Genomic DNA, 16,238 nt, shown 5'->3' with positions numbered 1-16,238 from the left:
TGCATTTACCATCGCTTTATTGTGCTTTTGGCTCGCTATTACATTAACCTGAATTCGACATAAGAAAAAACTAAAAAAAAGAAGCCCAATATGTTAAAGTAAATTCACCACAAACAACCCTAACAAGGACTTCTTACATGGACAACCTCGAAGCACTATACTGCCACATAGACGACTATTGCAAAACATACACAAACGAACAACAGAAGAAAATGCTAACCCAAAAGAGCAAAAGCAGTAAAAAAACACGAAACAAACCATGCCGTATTAGTTTATCAGAAATCATCACCATATTGGTAGTATTTCACCAAATAAAATACAGAGAATTTAAAGCCTTCTACTACAACTACCTCACCCAATGGCTAAAACCTGCCTTTCCAAACCTACCAAGCTACACAAGAATGGTAGAACTCATGGAAAAAGCAATAGTTCCCATGTGTGACTACCTACAATCTCTCATGCAAAACAACTGCACAGGCATAAACTACATTGACTCAACCAGTTTAGCCGTATGTGATAATCACCGTATCAACCGCAACAAAGTATTTGCAGAAACAGCACAGCGAGGTAAAAGCAGTATGGGGTGGTTTTTGGCTTTAAACTACACGTCATTATCAATGATAAAGGTGAATTGGTCAATCTAACCGTAACCAAAGGCAATGTTGATGATAGGCAACCTGTGAAAAGACTTTGTGAATCTCATGTTTTTGGTAAACTCTTTGCTGATAAAGGTTATATTGATAAATCATTGACAGATTGGCTTGATGAGCATTTAGATATTGAGTTAATCACGAATGTTAAAAAGAATATGAAATCTAAAGATATTTCATGGTTAAATAGACGATTGCTTAAACGCCGTTTTTTGATTGAAACTGTGTTTGATGAGTTAAAGAATATGTGTCAAATTGAGCATTCAAGGCATCGTAGTTATGTTGGGTTTATGAGTAATTTGTTGGCAGGGTTGATTGCTTATTGTCATCAAACAAAGAAGCCTACATTAAAAAATGTCCTGTTGGGGTATTCTTTATTGTAGGTTTCTTATTTGTTTATATTTTTTCAATAAGTTAAATGATTTTTTATATCGAATTGAGGTTACATTAGTGTGTCTGCTGACGATTTTTTTGCCAAAATTGTTAAAAACTTTGATAAAAAAATCGTGTTTTTTGGCGTTTTTTAGCAGTTTTATACTCGCCATCATCATTTTATTGGCTATGCAACCGTCAAATAATAGAGATTGGAATCCTGAAGTCGCCCAAATCTTAGATTATAATTTGGATGAAGACGGCAACACTGTAACGGTTTACAATATTAGAAATTTTGATTGGTTAGATGAAAAAAATTATCAACAAAAATGGGAAGCTCGGCAATATCAATTGGATAAACTGCAAAGCATTGATTTTGTCGCTTCGTATTGGATGGGCGAGCCGATTGCACATACGTTATTGAGTTTTGGTTTTGATGATGGACAATATTTGGCTTTTTTATAGAAATTCGTAAACAAATCCATGAAGAATTTAGCATATTGGGCGGTTTTTTTAGAAAATATGAAGTGATTGTCGTGGCATCTGATGAAAAAGATATCATTTATACACGCAGTAATGTCCGCAAAGAAGAGGTGTACATTTATCCTATTAAATCCGACAAAGTCTATACCAAATCGCTATTTTTAAGCTATTTAAATCTTGCTAAATCATTGAAAACACAGCTAAAATGTTATAATACTTTGTTGTATAATTGTACCACCGCCATTTATCAATTAGCCAACAAACTTCAGCCAATGCCAATGGATTATCGCATATTGGCATTGGGTTATAGCCCAAATTATTTGTATGACTAAAAAGCGATTGATAATCATTATCATTTTGAACAGTGGTGACAAAAAGCCCATATCAATGCCAAAACATCGGCATATCATCATGATAATCCGATTGATTCCACCGCATTTTCTACCTTGATACGTCAAGATTTTCCAAAATAAGGTTTTATTTTCATGTCTGTTTTTCCAAGATCTACCGCACCATTGACAAAAACCAAAGTATCAGGCGTACTACTCATTGACAAACCGCAAGGCATGACATCGCAACAAGTCGTGTCAAAGGTCAAATTTTTACTAAAATCGCCCCAGCACGACAGCAAAAAAGCGGGACACACAGGCACGCTAGACCCGATGGCAACTGGGCTTTTGCCGATTTGTCTAGGCGAAGCCACAAAATTTAGCCATTACCAACTCAACGCCAACAAACGCTATGAAGCCACCATCAAACTTGGTGAAAAAACTGACACAGGAGATGCAGACGGTCAAGTCATTGAAACAAAAGATATTTCGACTATCACAGAACAGGATTTAAGCAAGGTTGCCGAACAATTTTTTGGTAAAATTACGCAAATTCCGCCCATGTATTCGGCATTAAAAAAAGACGGCAAAAGACTGTATGAGCTGGCTCGTGAAGGCATTGAGATTGAAAGACAGCCTCGTGAAATTGAGATTTTTGAGCTTAATTTGACTTTTATTAAGAAAGATTTGTTAAAATTAGTTGTTACTTGTTCTAAAGGCACTTATGTGCGAGTGTTGGGCGAAGATATTGCTCAAACACTTGGCACAGTTGGGCATTTGGTGAGTTTAAGGCGATTAGCGACAGGCGATTTTGACATTCAAGATGCGATAACATTGGCGGATTTTGAACAATTGGATTTTGATAAACGCTTACAAAAATTATTACCGATTGATGAATGTGTTAAATTTTTGCCAAAACTTACGCTTGACGATACGCAAAGTTTACGCATTTTACAAGGACAACGTTTAAACGTCAAAAGTTTGGCAATTTCTCAACAAATTTTTTCACATGAGCCACAAGAAATTCGCTTGTTTAATGAACAACAGCAATTTTTGGGCGTGGCAATGTTAGAAGAAAATGGACGATTGCAACCAGTAAAATTGGTAAATTAACTGTTTGATTATTCTAAAAAAACATCGGCAACGTTAAAATTTAATTCTGGAAAAATCACCGAGTGGGCGGTGGTGGTTTCACCTTTTGCCAACGGTCGCATACCGATGTATTTGCCGTCTTGTAGCACATAAATCAAAATGGTTTCTTCGCCAGGATTGACAATCCAATATTCACGCACGCCAACTTCTTCATACAAATCAAACTTAATGCCCATTTCTTTTTTTGAGTTGCCAGGCGATACGATTTCCACGACCAAATCGGGCGAGCCAAGACAGCCTTTGTCATCAAGTTTGTTTAAATCACAAATGACGCACAAATCAGGCTGAACCACGGTGGTGATATCCTTGCTTGGGCTGTACAAACGCACGTCAAAAGGCGAAAAGTACACTTTACAAGGCTTTTTATAAAAAAAATTGTCCAAAATACGGTTGATATTTTGGGCGATATCTTGATGACGGCGAGTAGGTGCAGGACTCATCGCAATGATTTTGCCTTTAATTAGTTCAATTTTTTCTTTAAAATGCCATGTTAAATAGTCGGCATAAGTATAGTTTTTTGAAAAATCCAATTGGTTAATATCGGTAATTGCAGTCATTATCGGCTCTTTTTATCGTGTCTGTGATTTTTAAGATAGCACTTTTTGAAAAAATAAGAAAGAAAAAAATCATATTTTTGCTGATTTTTGCTAAAAACTTTGCTATAATGCTCGGCGAAATACCGTGGGTATTTATAGACAGACTTTCGCAATGCACAGTTTGTCCGAATTTTCAGGCATTGCATTTAAGGATTTATTATGCTAACTAACGAACAACGTGCCGAAATCGTTGCAAAATTCAAACAATCTGACAACGACACAGGTTCTCCAGAAGTGCAAATCGCACTTTTAACTGCTCGTATCAACGACTTGCAACCACACTTTAAAGAACACAAAGCTGACCATCACAGCCGTCGTGGTCTTATTCGTATGGTAAACTCACGCCGTAGCCTACTTGACTATTTAAAACGTAAAGATGCAAATCGTTATACAGCGTTAATCAACGAATTAGGCTTACGCCGTTAATTTGATGTTTGTTGATTTTATCGCAACAATGCAAACGGTTACTTACCTGTAAGTAGCCGTTTTTTGCTTTTTTTTCAACCATTTTAATTAAATTAAAAATTAATCAGATAGATTGCTTCTAATTCTTGGTGTTTTTGAGAAAATAATTTTATTTTGTAGGGGCGTATTGCATACGCCCAAAAGCTGATTTTATAAATTTTATTAAAAAAAATTGTAGGGTTGGTTAGCCTTTTTTTTTGGGCGTAACCCACCGAATTGATTGAATTTTTTTTAAATTTATAAAAAAGAATACCAAGATTAGGGGCTGTTGCTGATTATTTGGTTTATTTAAAATATTTTTTAATTTATTTTGTATTAAGGATACTTATGTTTAATATCGTAACCAAAGAATTTCAATATGGTAATCAACAAGTTACCCTAGAAACAGGTCGTATCGGTCGCCAAGCCAATACGGTTATCGTTCACATGGGCGGTGTGTCTGTGCTTGTCGCAGTTGTGGTCAAAGATGAAGCACCAGCAGGGCAAGACTTTTTCCCATTAACGGTAAATTATCAAGAAAAAATGTACGCTGCGGGCAAAATTCCGGGTGGCTACGGCAAACGTGAAGGTCGTGCATCTGAGATGGAAACTTTGACTTCTCGCTTGATTGACCGTCCAATTCGTCCGTTATTCCCAGAAGGCTACTACAACGAAATCCAAGTAACTGCAACGGTGATTTCATCTGATAAAAAACAAGATGCGGATATTGCGGCGATGATAGGTACGTCTGCGGCGTTGGCGATTTCACCTGCACCGTTTAACGGCCCGATTGGTGCGGCTCGTGTTGGTTTTATCAATGGTGAATATGTGCTAAACCCAAGTTTAGAAGAAATTAAAAATAGCGACTTGGATTTGGTCGTGGCAGGTACGTCATCGGCTGTGTTAATGGTAGAATCTGAAGCCAAAGAATTGTCAGAAGACCAAATGCTTGGTGCAGTGCTTTATGGTCATCAGCAACAACAAATCGTGATTGATGCGATTAATGATTTTGCTAAACAAGTAAACAATCCAAAAGCGGAATTTGTCGCTCCTGCGGTTGATGTGGAATTGCAAACTGCTTTACAAAATCAATTTGCCGAAGCGATTTCACAAGCCTATACAATCAGCGTAAAACAAGACCGTTACGCTCGCCTTGATGAAATCAAAACACAAGCATTAGAAGCGTTGGCAGGCAATCCAGAAGCTGAAGATTACGAAGAAAAAACCAACAAAATCAAAGAATTATACGAAACTTTAAAATACCGTACCGTGCGTGATAATATCTTATCAGGTAAACCACGTATTGACGGTCGTGATTTGCAAACGGTGCGTGCGTTGGATATTCAAGTGGGCGTTTTACCTTATACGCATGGTTCTGCGTTGTTCACTCGTGGCGAAACGCAAGCCCTTGTAACGACTACACTTGGCAATAGCCGTGATGTTAATATGGTGGACACGTTAGCAGGTACAAAACAAGACCACTTTATGCTACATTACAATTTCCCTGCGTATTCGGTTGGCGAAACAGGTCGTGATAGCGGGACAAAACGCCGTGAAATCGGTCATGGTCGCCTAGCTCGCCGTGGCGTGCAAGCCATGTTGCCAGAAAGCGACCGTTTCCCATATGTTATCCGTGTGGTGTCGGACATTACCGAATCTAACGGCTCATCGTCTATGGCATCCGTTTGTGGGGCAAGCCTTGCTTTGATGGACGCTGGCGTGCCGTTAAAAGCCCCTGTTGCAGGTATTGCGATGGGCTTGGTAAAAGAAGGCGACCGTTTTGCCGTATTGTCGGATATTTTGGGCGATGAAGACCACTTGGGCGATATGGACTTTAAAGTGGCGGGTTCTGCCAATGGCGTAACTGCGTTGCAAATGGATATTAAAATTGAAGGCATCACGCCCGAAATTATGGAAAAAGCCTTGCACCAAGCTCACTCAGGTCGTATCCATATTTTGAACGCTATGAATGAAGTCATTGCAACTAGCCGTAAAGAAATCAACGCTTACGCTCCAAACTTTGCGGTGATTGACATTGACCCAGAAAAAATCCGTGATGTGATTGGTAAAGGCGGTGCGACTATCCGTCAATTAACCGAAGAAACGGGTGCGGTTGTGGATATTGATGACAATGGCACAATCCGTATTTTTGGTGAAAACAAAGCATCAACCAAAGCAGCGATTGCCAAGATTGAAGCGATTACCGCCGAAGTGGAAGTTGGCAAAGTTTACACAGGTACAGTCGCTCGTTTGGTGGACTTTGGTGCGTTTGTTACTGTGTTGCCAAACACTGATGGCTTGGTACACATTTCGCAAATCTCTGAAGCTCGCATTGAGAACGTGGCGGACGTGTTAAAAGAAGGTCAAATGGTGAATGTGTTGGTTCAAGATATTGACAATCGTGGTCGTATCAAATTGACAATGAAAGGCATTGACCAGACGATTGCTCTAACAGAAGAAACCTCTGTTGAGTAATAGTTGGCTAAGTGTTAAGATATGAAATAGCTGTCTTTACTAAGGCAGTTATTTCATAACTTAAAGTAATATTATCAAAATGTTTTTATGGTTGTTAATTACCAAATGAATAGCCATAACATATAGTGTCAAGGAATATTTTATGGGACTAATCGTTTTTTTGCTAATAATAATAGGGGCAATTGCTTTTTGGATAGTAGGTATATATAATAGCTTGCAGGCACTCATGCAAAATATCCGTGAACAATTATCTAATATTCAAGTTGCTTTGAAACAACGTATAGATTTAACACATCAAATTATTGATATTGCAAAAAGCTCAGGAGACCACGAACGCCAAGCCTATTCATCTATTCAAGCATCTAATCAAAGCTTTCAAAATTTACAAGCCATTTCACAACATTACCCGCAGTTACAAGCTAACCAAACTTATCAAAACTTAATGAATAAATTGGAAAATCTTGAAGCAGTTTTATTGGATAAACGAGTTGCCTATAATGCCACTGTTAAACATTATAATAGCGTACGCAATAGATTTCCTGCTGTCTTAATTGCCCAAAAACTATCATTTGGTATTGCCCCTTATTATGAAATTGAAGACCCAGACTTTATGGAAAAAGTAAAAGTATTTGAAAGAGATGATAGTGAAGCCATACAAGCATTAGTACAAAATAGTAGCAAAGCAATTGGTCAAAAAATGCAACAAACACAGACAGCTGTGAGTCAGAAAATTTTTGAAGCAAAAAATTCAGATGAAAAACAAGAGTCTGATGCTCAAGAAGTAAAAAATTAATAAAAATTGACAAAACAAAAAACCGTCTTAGCATTAAGGCGGTTTTTTTGTTGGTTGAAATGTAATGTATTTTGCATTACAATATTTTAAATTTATCAAAAAATAAGGAAAAGCAAATGGCAACTATCAATTTTCGTGTTGATGACATGATAAAAATGCAGGCGTATCAAGTGTTGCAAGAGCAAGGTATCACGCCAACTGAGCTATTTACCAATGTGCTAAAATATATCACGCAAACAGGAAAAATCCCTGTAAAATCAGTGATTTTATCAGAAGATGATGCTCATGGCGATTGCACAACAACGTAGCCAAGAAAAACATAAATTTCGTGAGATTTCTTTAGATGACTTATAGATTGGTAATGCACGAGGATTTTGACAAAGAATGGCAACAATTGCCGATTGCGATACAAACGCAGTTAAAAAAGAAAATTAAAAAATTATTAGAAAATCCCATCATTATGACTGGAAATTGATATGGCGGTAAACCTTAGAATTGCAGATAATTGAGTGTAACGCATTTTATGTCCTAATGTATAAAAAGAGAGATAATAATCTCTCTTTTTATTTGAGCAAAATGTTTAAGCAATCACTTCTCAACTTGACTTACATCTCTCACCGCACCTGTATCGGCACTGGTTGTCAAAGCGGCATAAGCACGCAAGGCTTGCGACACATAACGCTCACGAGCCACAGGTTTCCAAGCCTTATTACCACGAGCATTCATCTCATCACGGCGTTTGGTAAGCTCATCATCACTCACTGCCAAATGAATGGTACGATTTGGAATGTCAATTTCAATGGTATCATCATCTTGCACCAGTCCAATCGCCCCACCTTCGGCAGCCTCTGGGCTTGCGTGTCCAATTGACAAACCAGACGTACCACCAGAAAAACGCCCATCGGTCAGTAACGCACATTCTTTGCCTAAGCCTTTTGATTTTAAATAAGATGTTGGGTAGAGCATTTCTTGCATACCTGGCCCGCCTTTTGGTCCTTCGTAGCGGATAATGACAATATCCCCTGCCACGATTTTATCCGCCAAAATCGCTTCTACCGCACCATCTTGGCTCTCAAACACCCTTGCACGCCCCGTGAATTTTAAAATGCTTTCATCAACGCCAGCCGTTTTTACCACACAGCCACGCTCGGCAATGTTACCAAATAGCACCGCCAAACCACCATCTTGCGAATAGGCAAATTCCTTACTACGAATACAGCCACTTTCACGGTTTAAGTCAAGATTTGGATATTCTTTATTTTGGCTAAAGGCTTGCGTAGTGCGAACGCCACCAGGGGCGGCAACATAACGACTGCGAGCGTCCACATTATCAGGGTTCATCACGTCCCATTTTGCCAAAGCGTCTTTTAAAGTCGGTGCGTGAACGGTTGACACGTCCGTTTTTAACAAACCTGCACGGTCAAGCTCAGCTAAAATACCAATCACACCACCTGCACGGTGTACATCTTCCATATGGTATTTTTGCGTGGCGGGGGCGACTTTTGATAAGCAAGGCACTTGACGGCTTAAACGGTCAATGTCTGCCATTTTAAAATCCACTTTTGCCTCATTTGCTGCTGCCAATAAATGCAAAATGGTATTGGTAGAGCCACCCATTGCAATGTCAAGGCTCATCGCATTTTCAAAGGCAGATTTTGTGGCGATAGAGCGTGGCAAAACGCTGTTGTCATCTTGTTCATAGTAGCGTTTGGTGATTTCAACAATTTGGCGACCTGCCTCCAAAAACAGCTCCTTACGCTTGGCGTGAGTAGCAAGTAGCGACCCATTACCTGGCAGGGACAAGCCCAACGCCTCGGTTAAGCAGTTCATTGAGTTTGCTGTAAACATACCAGAACACGAGCCGCAAGTCGGACAGGCTGAATTTTCAACGGTTGAAACATCATCATCACTCACTAAATCATCGGCAGCGTCAATCATCGCATCAACAAGGTCAAGTTTACGGATTTTCTCGCCTTTGTCGTTGGTAACAGTTTCGTGAACGTTGCTACCATCCACAAGTGTGCTTGCAAGCACTTTGCCTGCCTCCATTGGTCCACCAGAGACAAAAATGGTTGGAATGTTCAAACGCATTGCTGCCATTAGCATACCTGGGGTGATTTTGTCGCAGTTGGAAATGCACACCAACGCATCGGCACAATGGGCATTAACCATATATTCCACGCTGTCAGCAATCAAATCACGGCTTGGCAAGCTATACAGCATACCACTATGCCCCATCGCAATGCCATCATCAACGGCAATGGTGTTAAACTCTTTTGCCACGCCACCTGCTTTTTCAATTTCACGAGCGACCAATTGCCCCATATCCTTTAGATGAACGTGCCCTGGGACAAACTGCGTGAATGAGTTAGCAATGGCGATGATTGGCTTTTGAAAATCGGCATCGGTCATACCTGTGGCACGCCATAAAGCTCTTGCCCCTGCCATATTACGACCTGATGTTGATGTTTTTGAACGATATTGTGGCATAAAATTTTCCTTAAATTTTGGCTAGAAAATCATAAAATGATAAATTTATTTTAAAAGTTTTATTTTAAAAATGCCTATATTGTAACGCTAAAATGCCATTTGGCATAGTAAAAAAATCAATCAAATTTGCTTAATGATTTATAATAAAAAGTTTGTTAAAATATAAAACCATAAACAAAACTTACGGAAAAAATGATGTCAAAAACTATGCCAAACGAAATTAGCCAAATTTTTCAACAAACTTTAACTTTTTTTGACAAAAAAACTGATTTAAATATTTTATTAATCGCCGATAATGCCGATTATCTTAACGATATTCAACAAAATTTTAATAATTTAAATTATCAATTCTATACATCAAATATTTTTAACGAAATCAAATATAACCAACGTTACGATATTGCTTTATTGCTGTTAAATCAACAAGATACAGAAGTTTGTACGCAAAACATTCAGCGTTGCCGAGATTTATTTGCCAATCATACAGTGGTTTTTGTGAATAATAATTTAAATGTAAATTTAGCAGAATTTGGTTTTAGTAAATTTAATCAACATTTTGTAAAAATCAATCAGCAAGATTTTTCAATTTATCAGTTTAATTTATTTGATTATAAACATTTGCCAGATTGGTTTAACAGTAAATTTTGGGCAAATCCAGAATTATGGGATAAATTTCGTTGGTAAAACCAAAACAATACCATTTTATCCAAAAAAAATTAAAAAAATATTGGAAAACTATTTACAAAAACTGACTAATTGCTTAATCTATAGCAAATATTTTGTTCAGTGAATGGTGAAACATTCTTCCCTTTGTTTTTAGCAGATTTTGAGGAAAAAAGATGCGTAATGTAAAAAATATTTTGACCGTTTCAATGGTTGCTGGTGCGTTGGCATTAACAGGCTGCTCAGCCAAACGTAAAAGCTCAGAAGTCGTGGTAGCACCGATGGGTGTAGCAGGTGCAAATGGCTATTACAGTGGCGGTGCAGCCGTGAATAATAGTGCTTCAGTTGTGAATGGTGCGGCTGGAAAAGCTAATACTGTTTATTTTGCGTTTGACAGCAGTGAAATCAATGCAGAAGGTCAAGCAGTACTAAGTCAACAAGCCCAGTTTTTACAAGCTAATCCATCAGCTCGTGTACAAATCTCAGGTCATACTGATGAGCGTGGTAGCCGTGAATACAATATGGCATTAGGCGAACGCCGTGCAAAATCAGCACAAGCATACCTTGCATCACAAGGCGTTGATGCTTCTCGCACTGAAGCCATCAGTTTTGGTGAAGACCAACCAGCCGTTCAAGGTAATACCGAAGACGCTTATGCACAAAACCGCCGTGCAGAATTAACTTACTAATTTTAAAAACTTTTTTAATTTTAGCAAGTTCGTATGATAAACCCAATTTACCAATACTAACCGAAGTCATTGGTAAGTTGGATTTTTTCGCTTTAAAATAGGGTAGACTAATTTTGCATGGAAAAAACAACTGATTTTCCAAAATATTGGCAAATTGACAAGCACAGTCATTTGTTGATTGATAAAATTTGTCATTATGATAAAAATCAATGTCTGCCAAAGCAATCGCATGGCTCGTTGGCGTGTCGGCAGTTATTACAATATTTTTGCCAATATTTTCAACATTATCAATTGTCTTTATCTAACTTAAATACCAGCGGTTTTCCGTACTTTTACCATCATCAGCAAACCCAGTATTTTGTCAGCTTTAGCCATAGCAAAACGCATATTGCGGTGTTAATCTCCATTTATCCAACCATTGGTGTGGATATAGAAGACAGAAATATTTCTGATAATGTTGCCAAGCGTTTTTTTCATCAAGAAGAAATGGTTTGGTTAAATAGCCTAAGCAATAAATCGTTAGCAAAAACGTTATTATGGACAACCAAAGAAAGTCTAATCAAAGCCAATGATAGTACTTTAGCCAAAGGCTTGTCCAAAAATGTCTTTAAGAACGTATCAAAACAAGAATTAGAACGATTATTATTTGTAAAGAATATAGAAAAAATTTGCCAAAATCAGCGAATTTATGGGTTTGTTGTTTATTATCATTGTGCTTTTATCATTGAGCAAAGTTAAAAAACGAATAAAAATATGCCAAAATTTCATAAAAATTTGAAATATTTTTTTACAAAAAGTCTTTGTTTTGTAAAAAATGCGTGGTATGATGTGTTTAGTGTTAATTAAGCAATAATTGTGATTTTTGTGTAACTTTTATTACATAATAAATACATTTCATTGAAAAATTGGTCAATTTCAATGGTCTATATGACTTGTCGTTATCATTTTGAGGAAAGTTTGTATGTCAGCTCGTGAACAAGGTGTGGTTAAGTGGTTTAATGATTCAAAAGGCTTTGGTTTTATCCAACGTGAAAGCACAGGCGAAGATATTTTTGTGCATTTTCGTGCCATTCAAGGCGAAGGCTATCGCTCATTGCGTGAAAATCAAAAAGTTGAATTTATCGTAACAGAAGGTCAAAAAGGGCTACAAGCCGAAGAAGTTACCAAAGTTGAGTAATTTTTTGGTTGATTTACCAAGCTGTTAATAAGATAATACGGATTTTAAACCAAGTTTTACCAATATTATTGGTGCTAACTTGGTTTTTTGTGCTTTTAAAAATCTGATTTTATGCGTTTTTAATTATTTGTTAAAAGGTTTTGCCTGTGTTTCAAAAATTTTCACAACTTCCGCTACACCCTGCGTTGATAAAAGCCATTGATCGGTTGGGTTATCAAAGTTTAACCCCAATTCAATCGCAAATTTTGCCCCACACGTTGGCAGGTCAAGATGCGATAGGACAGGCACAGACAGGCACAGGCAAAACTGCTACTTTTTTATTAACAGTTATTAATGAACTTTTAACCAACCCTTTAAAAAAAGACAAAGATGGTGAGCGTTATTTGGGCGAAACTCGTGCATTGATTTTAGCACCGACACGAGAGTTGGCACAGCAGATTTATCAAGATTGTTTGCAATTGACCCAATTTACCAAGCTACAAACTGTATGTTTACTAGGCGGTGCAGATGCTGAACAGCAAGCTCGCCCTTTAAAACAAAAATTTGTGGATATTATCATTGCGACTCCGGGGCGATTGATTGACTTTTGTTTTCAAAAATTGGTGTATCTTGACCGTTTGGAAATGTTGGTGCTTGATGAAGCCGATCGTATGCTTGACATGGGTTTTATCCCTGATATCAAACGTCTAATTCGCATGATGCCAGAAAATACCCATCGCCAAACCTTGCTATTTTCGGCAACGTTTAACCAAGATGTGATGAATTTGGCGTATCGTTGGTTATATCAGCCTGTTTTTGTTGAGATTGAGCCTGAAAGTAAAACCAGTGAAAATATTGAACAAAAGTTTTTTGCAGTGGCAGAAACCGATAAATTTTTGGCATTAGAAAAAATTTTAGCCGATTATCAAAATCAAAAAGTGATTATTTTTGCCAATCGCAAAGACCAAGTCAGACGTTTGTACGAAAAATTAAGCCGTCAATACAAAGTCGTTACGCTTTCAGGCGATGTGGTGCAAGCCAAACGTGAAAAATACTTGGCAGAGTTTCGTGATGACAAAGCCGATATTTTGGTGGCGACCGATGTCGCAGGGCGTGGGATTCACGTGGACGATGTGGCGTGTGTGGTGAATTTTACCTTGCCAGACAGCCCAGACGACTATGTTCACCGTATCGGACGCACAGGGCGAGCGGGTAACAAGGGCGTGAGTATCAGCTTTGTCAGCGAAGATGACGGCTTTAATCTGCCTGCCATTCAAGGCTATTTGGACAGCCCAATCAAAATGGAACAATGGTAAAAACAAACTTTTATCAACTAAAATCAATTGTGATACTTTAATAATAAAAATGTTTATAAAAATTGCTTGTCCATTTTTTGATGGTTTTGACAAAGAAAGCGTTTTACAATGTTTGTCTGATAAAAATCTACCCAATGCCAATCCCATTTGGTTAAACAATAATGGACAAAATTTTATTGCATTATTGCCAACGACTACTTTTAGCGTTTTTTTTAGCAATACGCCCCAACTTTTTACCTTAAAAATCAAAGATAAAAATAACCATCAGCAGACGCAAACTGTGAATGTTGAACAATTAACTGTTATTTTAGAAAATTTTTATCAACAACAATCTACAAATTCAACCTTGTCAAAATCATCGGAAAAAACAAATTTATCAATTAATGTTGATTATCAAAATGGACTGATTGGTTTTGTCAGTTATGATTTTTCGGCATTTTGTTTGGCGGATTTGCAAACTATTTCTCATCACCCAATAGACACCCAAACGCCATGTGCCTATTTTGCCTATTATCCTTATTTTTTGCAAAAACAGCATAACGGTTGGCAACTTATCAGTTATGCCAAAAATCATGACGAGTTGATGGTGATTTACCAACAATTACAATCGTTATCTGAAAATCAAAAAAATTATCAACAAAATCAACCAATTAGTAAATTAACTTTGACACCGCAATGGCAATTTGCCGATTATGAAAAAGTATTTAACAAAGTGCAAGATTATCTTTACGCGGGTGATTGTTATCAGATTAATTTAACCCAATGTTGGCAAGGCATGGCAAATGAGCCGTTGCTGAATTTTTTACCAAAATTAACCACCGCAAGCATTGCCCCTTTTTCAGGCTATTTGAACATTGAAAATTATGAAATTGTCAGTTGTTCTCCAGAATTATTTTTTACTTTTGTTAAACATAATGATGAGATAAATTTAATCACAAAACCGATTAAAGGCACTCGTCCACGCCATCATGATAAAGATATTGATGAAAAATTAAAAAATGAATTACAAATAAGTGAAAAAGATACTGCCGAAAATGTGATGATTGTGGATTTGTTACGCAATGATTTGGGAAAATATGCCAAAACAGGCACGGTCAAAGTGCCAAAATTGTTTGCGATTGAGAGTTTTAGCAATGTGCATCATATGGTTAGCACGATTACCGCTACGCTTAAAGACACGGTCAGTCCGATGGCGGTGTTGCTTGGCAGTCTGCCCACTGGTTCAATCACAGGTACGCCAAAAAAACGCTCGGTTGAGATTATTCATGAGCTAGAAAGTGATAATCGTGGGGCGTATTGTGGCACGTTGGGCTTTGTTAATTTTGATGGGACGGGGCAGTTTAATGTGTTAATCCGCACGTTACAAGCCAAAAAAACTGCTCCCACAGATTATCAAGTGAGCCTGTGGGCGGGTGGGGGTGTGACGGTTGCGTCCAATTGCCAAGATGAATATCAAGAATGTTTTGATAAAGTCAATCATTTGCTTGGGCTGTTGCAACGTTAATTTTTTTAAATTAATCTTTTTTTAGCCAATTTTCAACTTGTACACGTCCATCTTGGGCGGTGTTGATGTCGCCTGAACCGATTTTTGGTTCATCGTCAAATTGATTAAATAACCTGAATTCGACATAAGAAAAAACTAAAAAAAAGAAGCCCAATATGTTAAAGTAAATTCACCACAAACAACCCTAACAAGGACTTCTTACATGGACAACCTCGAAGCACTATACTGCCACATAGACGACTATTGCAAAACATACACAAACGAACAACAGAAGAAAATGCTAACCCAAAAGAGCAAAAGCAGTAAAAAAACACGAAACAAACCATGCCGTATTAGTTTATCAGAAATCATCACCATATTGGTAGTATTTCACCAAATAAAATACAGAGAATTTAAAGCCTTCTACTACAACTACCTCACCCAATGGCTAAAACCTGCCTTTCCAAACCTACCAAGCTACACAAGAATGGTAGAACTCATGGAAAAAGCAATAGTTCCCATGTGTGACTACCTACAATCTCTCATGCAAAACAACTGCACAGGCATAAACTACATTGACTCAACCAGTTTAGCCGTATGTGATAATCACCGTATCAACCGCAACAAAGTATTTGCAGAAACAGCACAGCGAGGTAAAAGCAGTATGGGGTGGTTTTTTGGCTTTAAACTACACGTCATTATCAATGATAAAGGTGAATTGGTCAATCTAACCGTAACCAAAGGCAATGTTGATGATAGGCAACCTGTGAAAAGACTTTGTGAATCTCATGTTTTTGGTAAACTCTTTGCTGATAAAGGTTATATTGATAAATCATTGACAGATTGGCTTGATGAGCATTTAGATATTGAGTTAATCACGAATGTTAAAAAGAATATGAAATCTAAAGATATTTCATGGTTAAATAGACGATTGCTTAAACGCCGTTTTTTGATTGAAACTGTGTTTGATGAGTTAAAGAATATGTGTCAAATTGAGCATTCAAGGCATCGTAGTTATGTTGGGTTTATGAGTAATTTGTTGGCAGGGTTGATTGCTTATTGTCATCAAACAAAGAAGCCTACATTAAAAAATGTCCTGTTGGGGTATTCTTTATTGTAGGTTTCTTATTTGTTTATATTTTTTCAA

General features: G+C 37.5%; 17 protein-coding genes and 1 pseudogene. 16 read left to right on the top strand and 2 right to left on the bottom strand.

The features are described 5' to 3' along the window. Positions 1 to 137 precede the first annotated feature (137 nt). The 4 genes and pseudogenes from ACGTJS_RS00910 (at position 138) to truB (ending at position 2,947) form a co-directional block, all read left to right on the top strand. Positions 138 to 1,033 (top strand): annotated as a pseudogene (locus ACGTJS_RS00910) (IS982 family transposase). Between the two features lie 88 nt (positions 1,034 to 1,121). Beyond that, positions 1,122 to 1,487: a DUF4105 domain-containing protein gene (locus ACGTJS_RS00905; protein ID WP_410472529.1), complete on the top strand. Its 366-nt coding sequence runs from the start codon at positions 1,122 to 1,124 to the stop codon at positions 1,485 to 1,487. A gap of 35 nt (positions 1,488 to 1,522) precedes the next feature. Then, positions 1,523 to 1,837 (top strand): DUF4105 domain-containing protein, encoded by a 315-nt coding sequence (locus ACGTJS_RS00900; RefSeq protein ID WP_410472528.1) that lies wholly within the window; start codon positions 1,523 to 1,525, stop codon positions 1,835 to 1,837. 153 nt (positions 1,838 to 1,990) lie between these two features. After that, complete coding sequence (gene truB, locus ACGTJS_RS00895; RefSeq protein ID WP_410472527.1) at positions 1,991 to 2,947, top strand: tRNA pseudouridine(55) synthase TruB; 957 nt, start codon at positions 1,991 to 1,993, stop codon at positions 2,945 to 2,947. 8 nt (positions 2,948 to 2,955) lie between these two features. Here the strand turns inward: truB and ACGTJS_RS00890 are convergent, their stop codons facing one another. Beyond that, positions 2,956 to 3,543, bottom strand: coding sequence for a Uma2 family endonuclease (locus tag ACGTJS_RS00890; RefSeq protein WP_315043552.1), 588 nt, complete (start codon positions 3,541 to 3,543; stop codon positions 2,956 to 2,958). A gap of 195 nt (positions 3,544 to 3,738) precedes the next feature. Here ACGTJS_RS00890 and rpsO point away from each other — a divergent pair, with 195 nt between their 5' ends. The 5 genes from rpsO to ACGTJS_RS00865 all read left to right on the top strand — a co-directional run bounded on the left by rpsO (position 3,739) and on the right by ACGTJS_RS00865 (position 7,769). Then, positions 3,739 to 4,008, top strand: a complete 270-nt coding sequence (gene rpsO / locus ACGTJS_RS00885; protein ID WP_315043556.1) for a 30S ribosomal protein S15 — start codon at positions 3,739 to 3,741, stop codon at positions 4,006 to 4,008. Between the two features lie 360 nt (positions 4,009 to 4,368). Next, a complete protein-coding gene (gene pnp / locus ACGTJS_RS00880) occupies positions 4,369 to 6,501 on the top strand; it encodes a polyribonucleotide nucleotidyltransferase (protein WP_410473206.1) in 2,133 nt (710 codons plus the stop codon). A 142-nt stretch (positions 6,502 to 6,643) separates the two neighbouring features. Continuing rightward, a complete protein-coding gene (locus tag ACGTJS_RS00875; RefSeq protein WP_410472526.1) occupies positions 6,644 to 7,294 on the top strand; it encodes a LemA family protein in 651 nt (216 codons plus the stop codon). A gap of 116 nt (positions 7,295 to 7,410) precedes the next feature. Then, a complete protein-coding gene (locus tag ACGTJS_RS00870; protein ID WP_410472525.1) occupies positions 7,411 to 7,602 on the top strand; it encodes a type II toxin-antitoxin system RelB/DinJ family antitoxin in 192 nt (63 codons plus the stop codon). 35 nt (positions 7,603 to 7,637) lie between these two features. Then, positions 7,638 to 7,769 (top strand): hypothetical protein, encoded by a 132-nt coding sequence (locus ACGTJS_RS00865; protein ID WP_410472524.1) that lies wholly within the window; start codon positions 7,638 to 7,640, stop codon positions 7,767 to 7,769. A 113-nt stretch (positions 7,770 to 7,882) separates the two neighbouring features. Here the strand turns inward: ACGTJS_RS00865 and ilvD are convergent, their stop codons facing one another. After that, complete coding sequence (gene ilvD, locus ACGTJS_RS00860; protein ID WP_410472523.1) at positions 7,883 to 9,784, bottom strand: dihydroxy-acid dehydratase; 1,902 nt, start codon at positions 9,782 to 9,784, stop codon at positions 7,883 to 7,885. 195 nt (positions 9,785 to 9,979) lie between these two features. Between ilvD and ACGTJS_RS00855 the strand changes: the two genes are divergently transcribed. The 7 genes from ACGTJS_RS00855 to ACGTJS_RS00825 all read left to right on the top strand — a co-directional run bounded on the left by ACGTJS_RS00855 (position 9,980) and on the right by ACGTJS_RS00825 (position 16,211). Beyond that, on the top strand, positions 9,980 to 10,468 hold the full coding sequence (locus tag ACGTJS_RS00855) for a DUF6231 family protein (protein ID WP_410472522.1): 489 nt from the start codon (positions 9,980 to 9,982) through the stop codon (positions 10,466 to 10,468). Positions 10,469 to 10,623: 155 nt separating this feature from the next. Continuing rightward, complete coding sequence (gene pal / locus ACGTJS_RS00850; protein ID WP_315043294.1) at positions 10,624 to 11,136, top strand: peptidoglycan-associated lipoprotein Pal; 513 nt, start codon at positions 10,624 to 10,626, stop codon at positions 11,134 to 11,136. Between the two features lie 117 nt (positions 11,137 to 11,253). Further along, the gene (locus tag ACGTJS_RS00845; RefSeq protein WP_410472521.1) at positions 11,254 to 11,874 is read left to right on the top strand and encodes a 4'-phosphopantetheinyl transferase family protein; all 621 of its coding nucleotides are present in this window, start codon (positions 11,254 to 11,256) and stop codon (positions 11,872 to 11,874) included. 223 nt (positions 11,875 to 12,097) lie between these two features. Further along, positions 12,098 to 12,313, top strand: coding sequence for a cold-shock protein (locus ACGTJS_RS00840; protein ID WP_315043296.1), 216 nt, complete (start codon positions 12,098 to 12,100; stop codon positions 12,311 to 12,313). Positions 12,314 to 12,453: 140 nt separating this feature from the next. Then, entirely contained in the window at positions 12,454 to 13,608 is a 1,155-nt protein-coding gene (locus tag ACGTJS_RS00835) for a DEAD/DEAH box helicase (protein WP_410472520.1), read from the top strand. 49 nt (positions 13,609 to 13,657) lie between these two features. Further along, entirely contained in the window at positions 13,658 to 15,112 is a 1,455-nt protein-coding gene (locus ACGTJS_RS00830) for an anthranilate synthase component I family protein (protein WP_410472518.1), read from the top strand. A gap of 202 nt (positions 15,113 to 15,314) precedes the next feature. After that, positions 15,315 to 16,211, top strand: coding sequence for an IS982 family transposase (locus ACGTJS_RS00825; RefSeq protein WP_410471537.1), 897 nt, complete (start codon positions 15,315 to 15,317; stop codon positions 16,209 to 16,211). Positions 16,212 to 16,238 lie beyond the last annotated feature (27 nt).

Source organism: Faucicola mancuniensis, assembly GCF_046523945.1.
In the GTDB taxonomy this organism is placed as follows: domain Bacteria; phylum Pseudomonadota; class Gammaproteobacteria; order Pseudomonadales; family Moraxellaceae; genus Faucicola; species Faucicola mancuniensis.
This window is presented reverse-complemented; position numbering and strand designations above follow the sequence as displayed.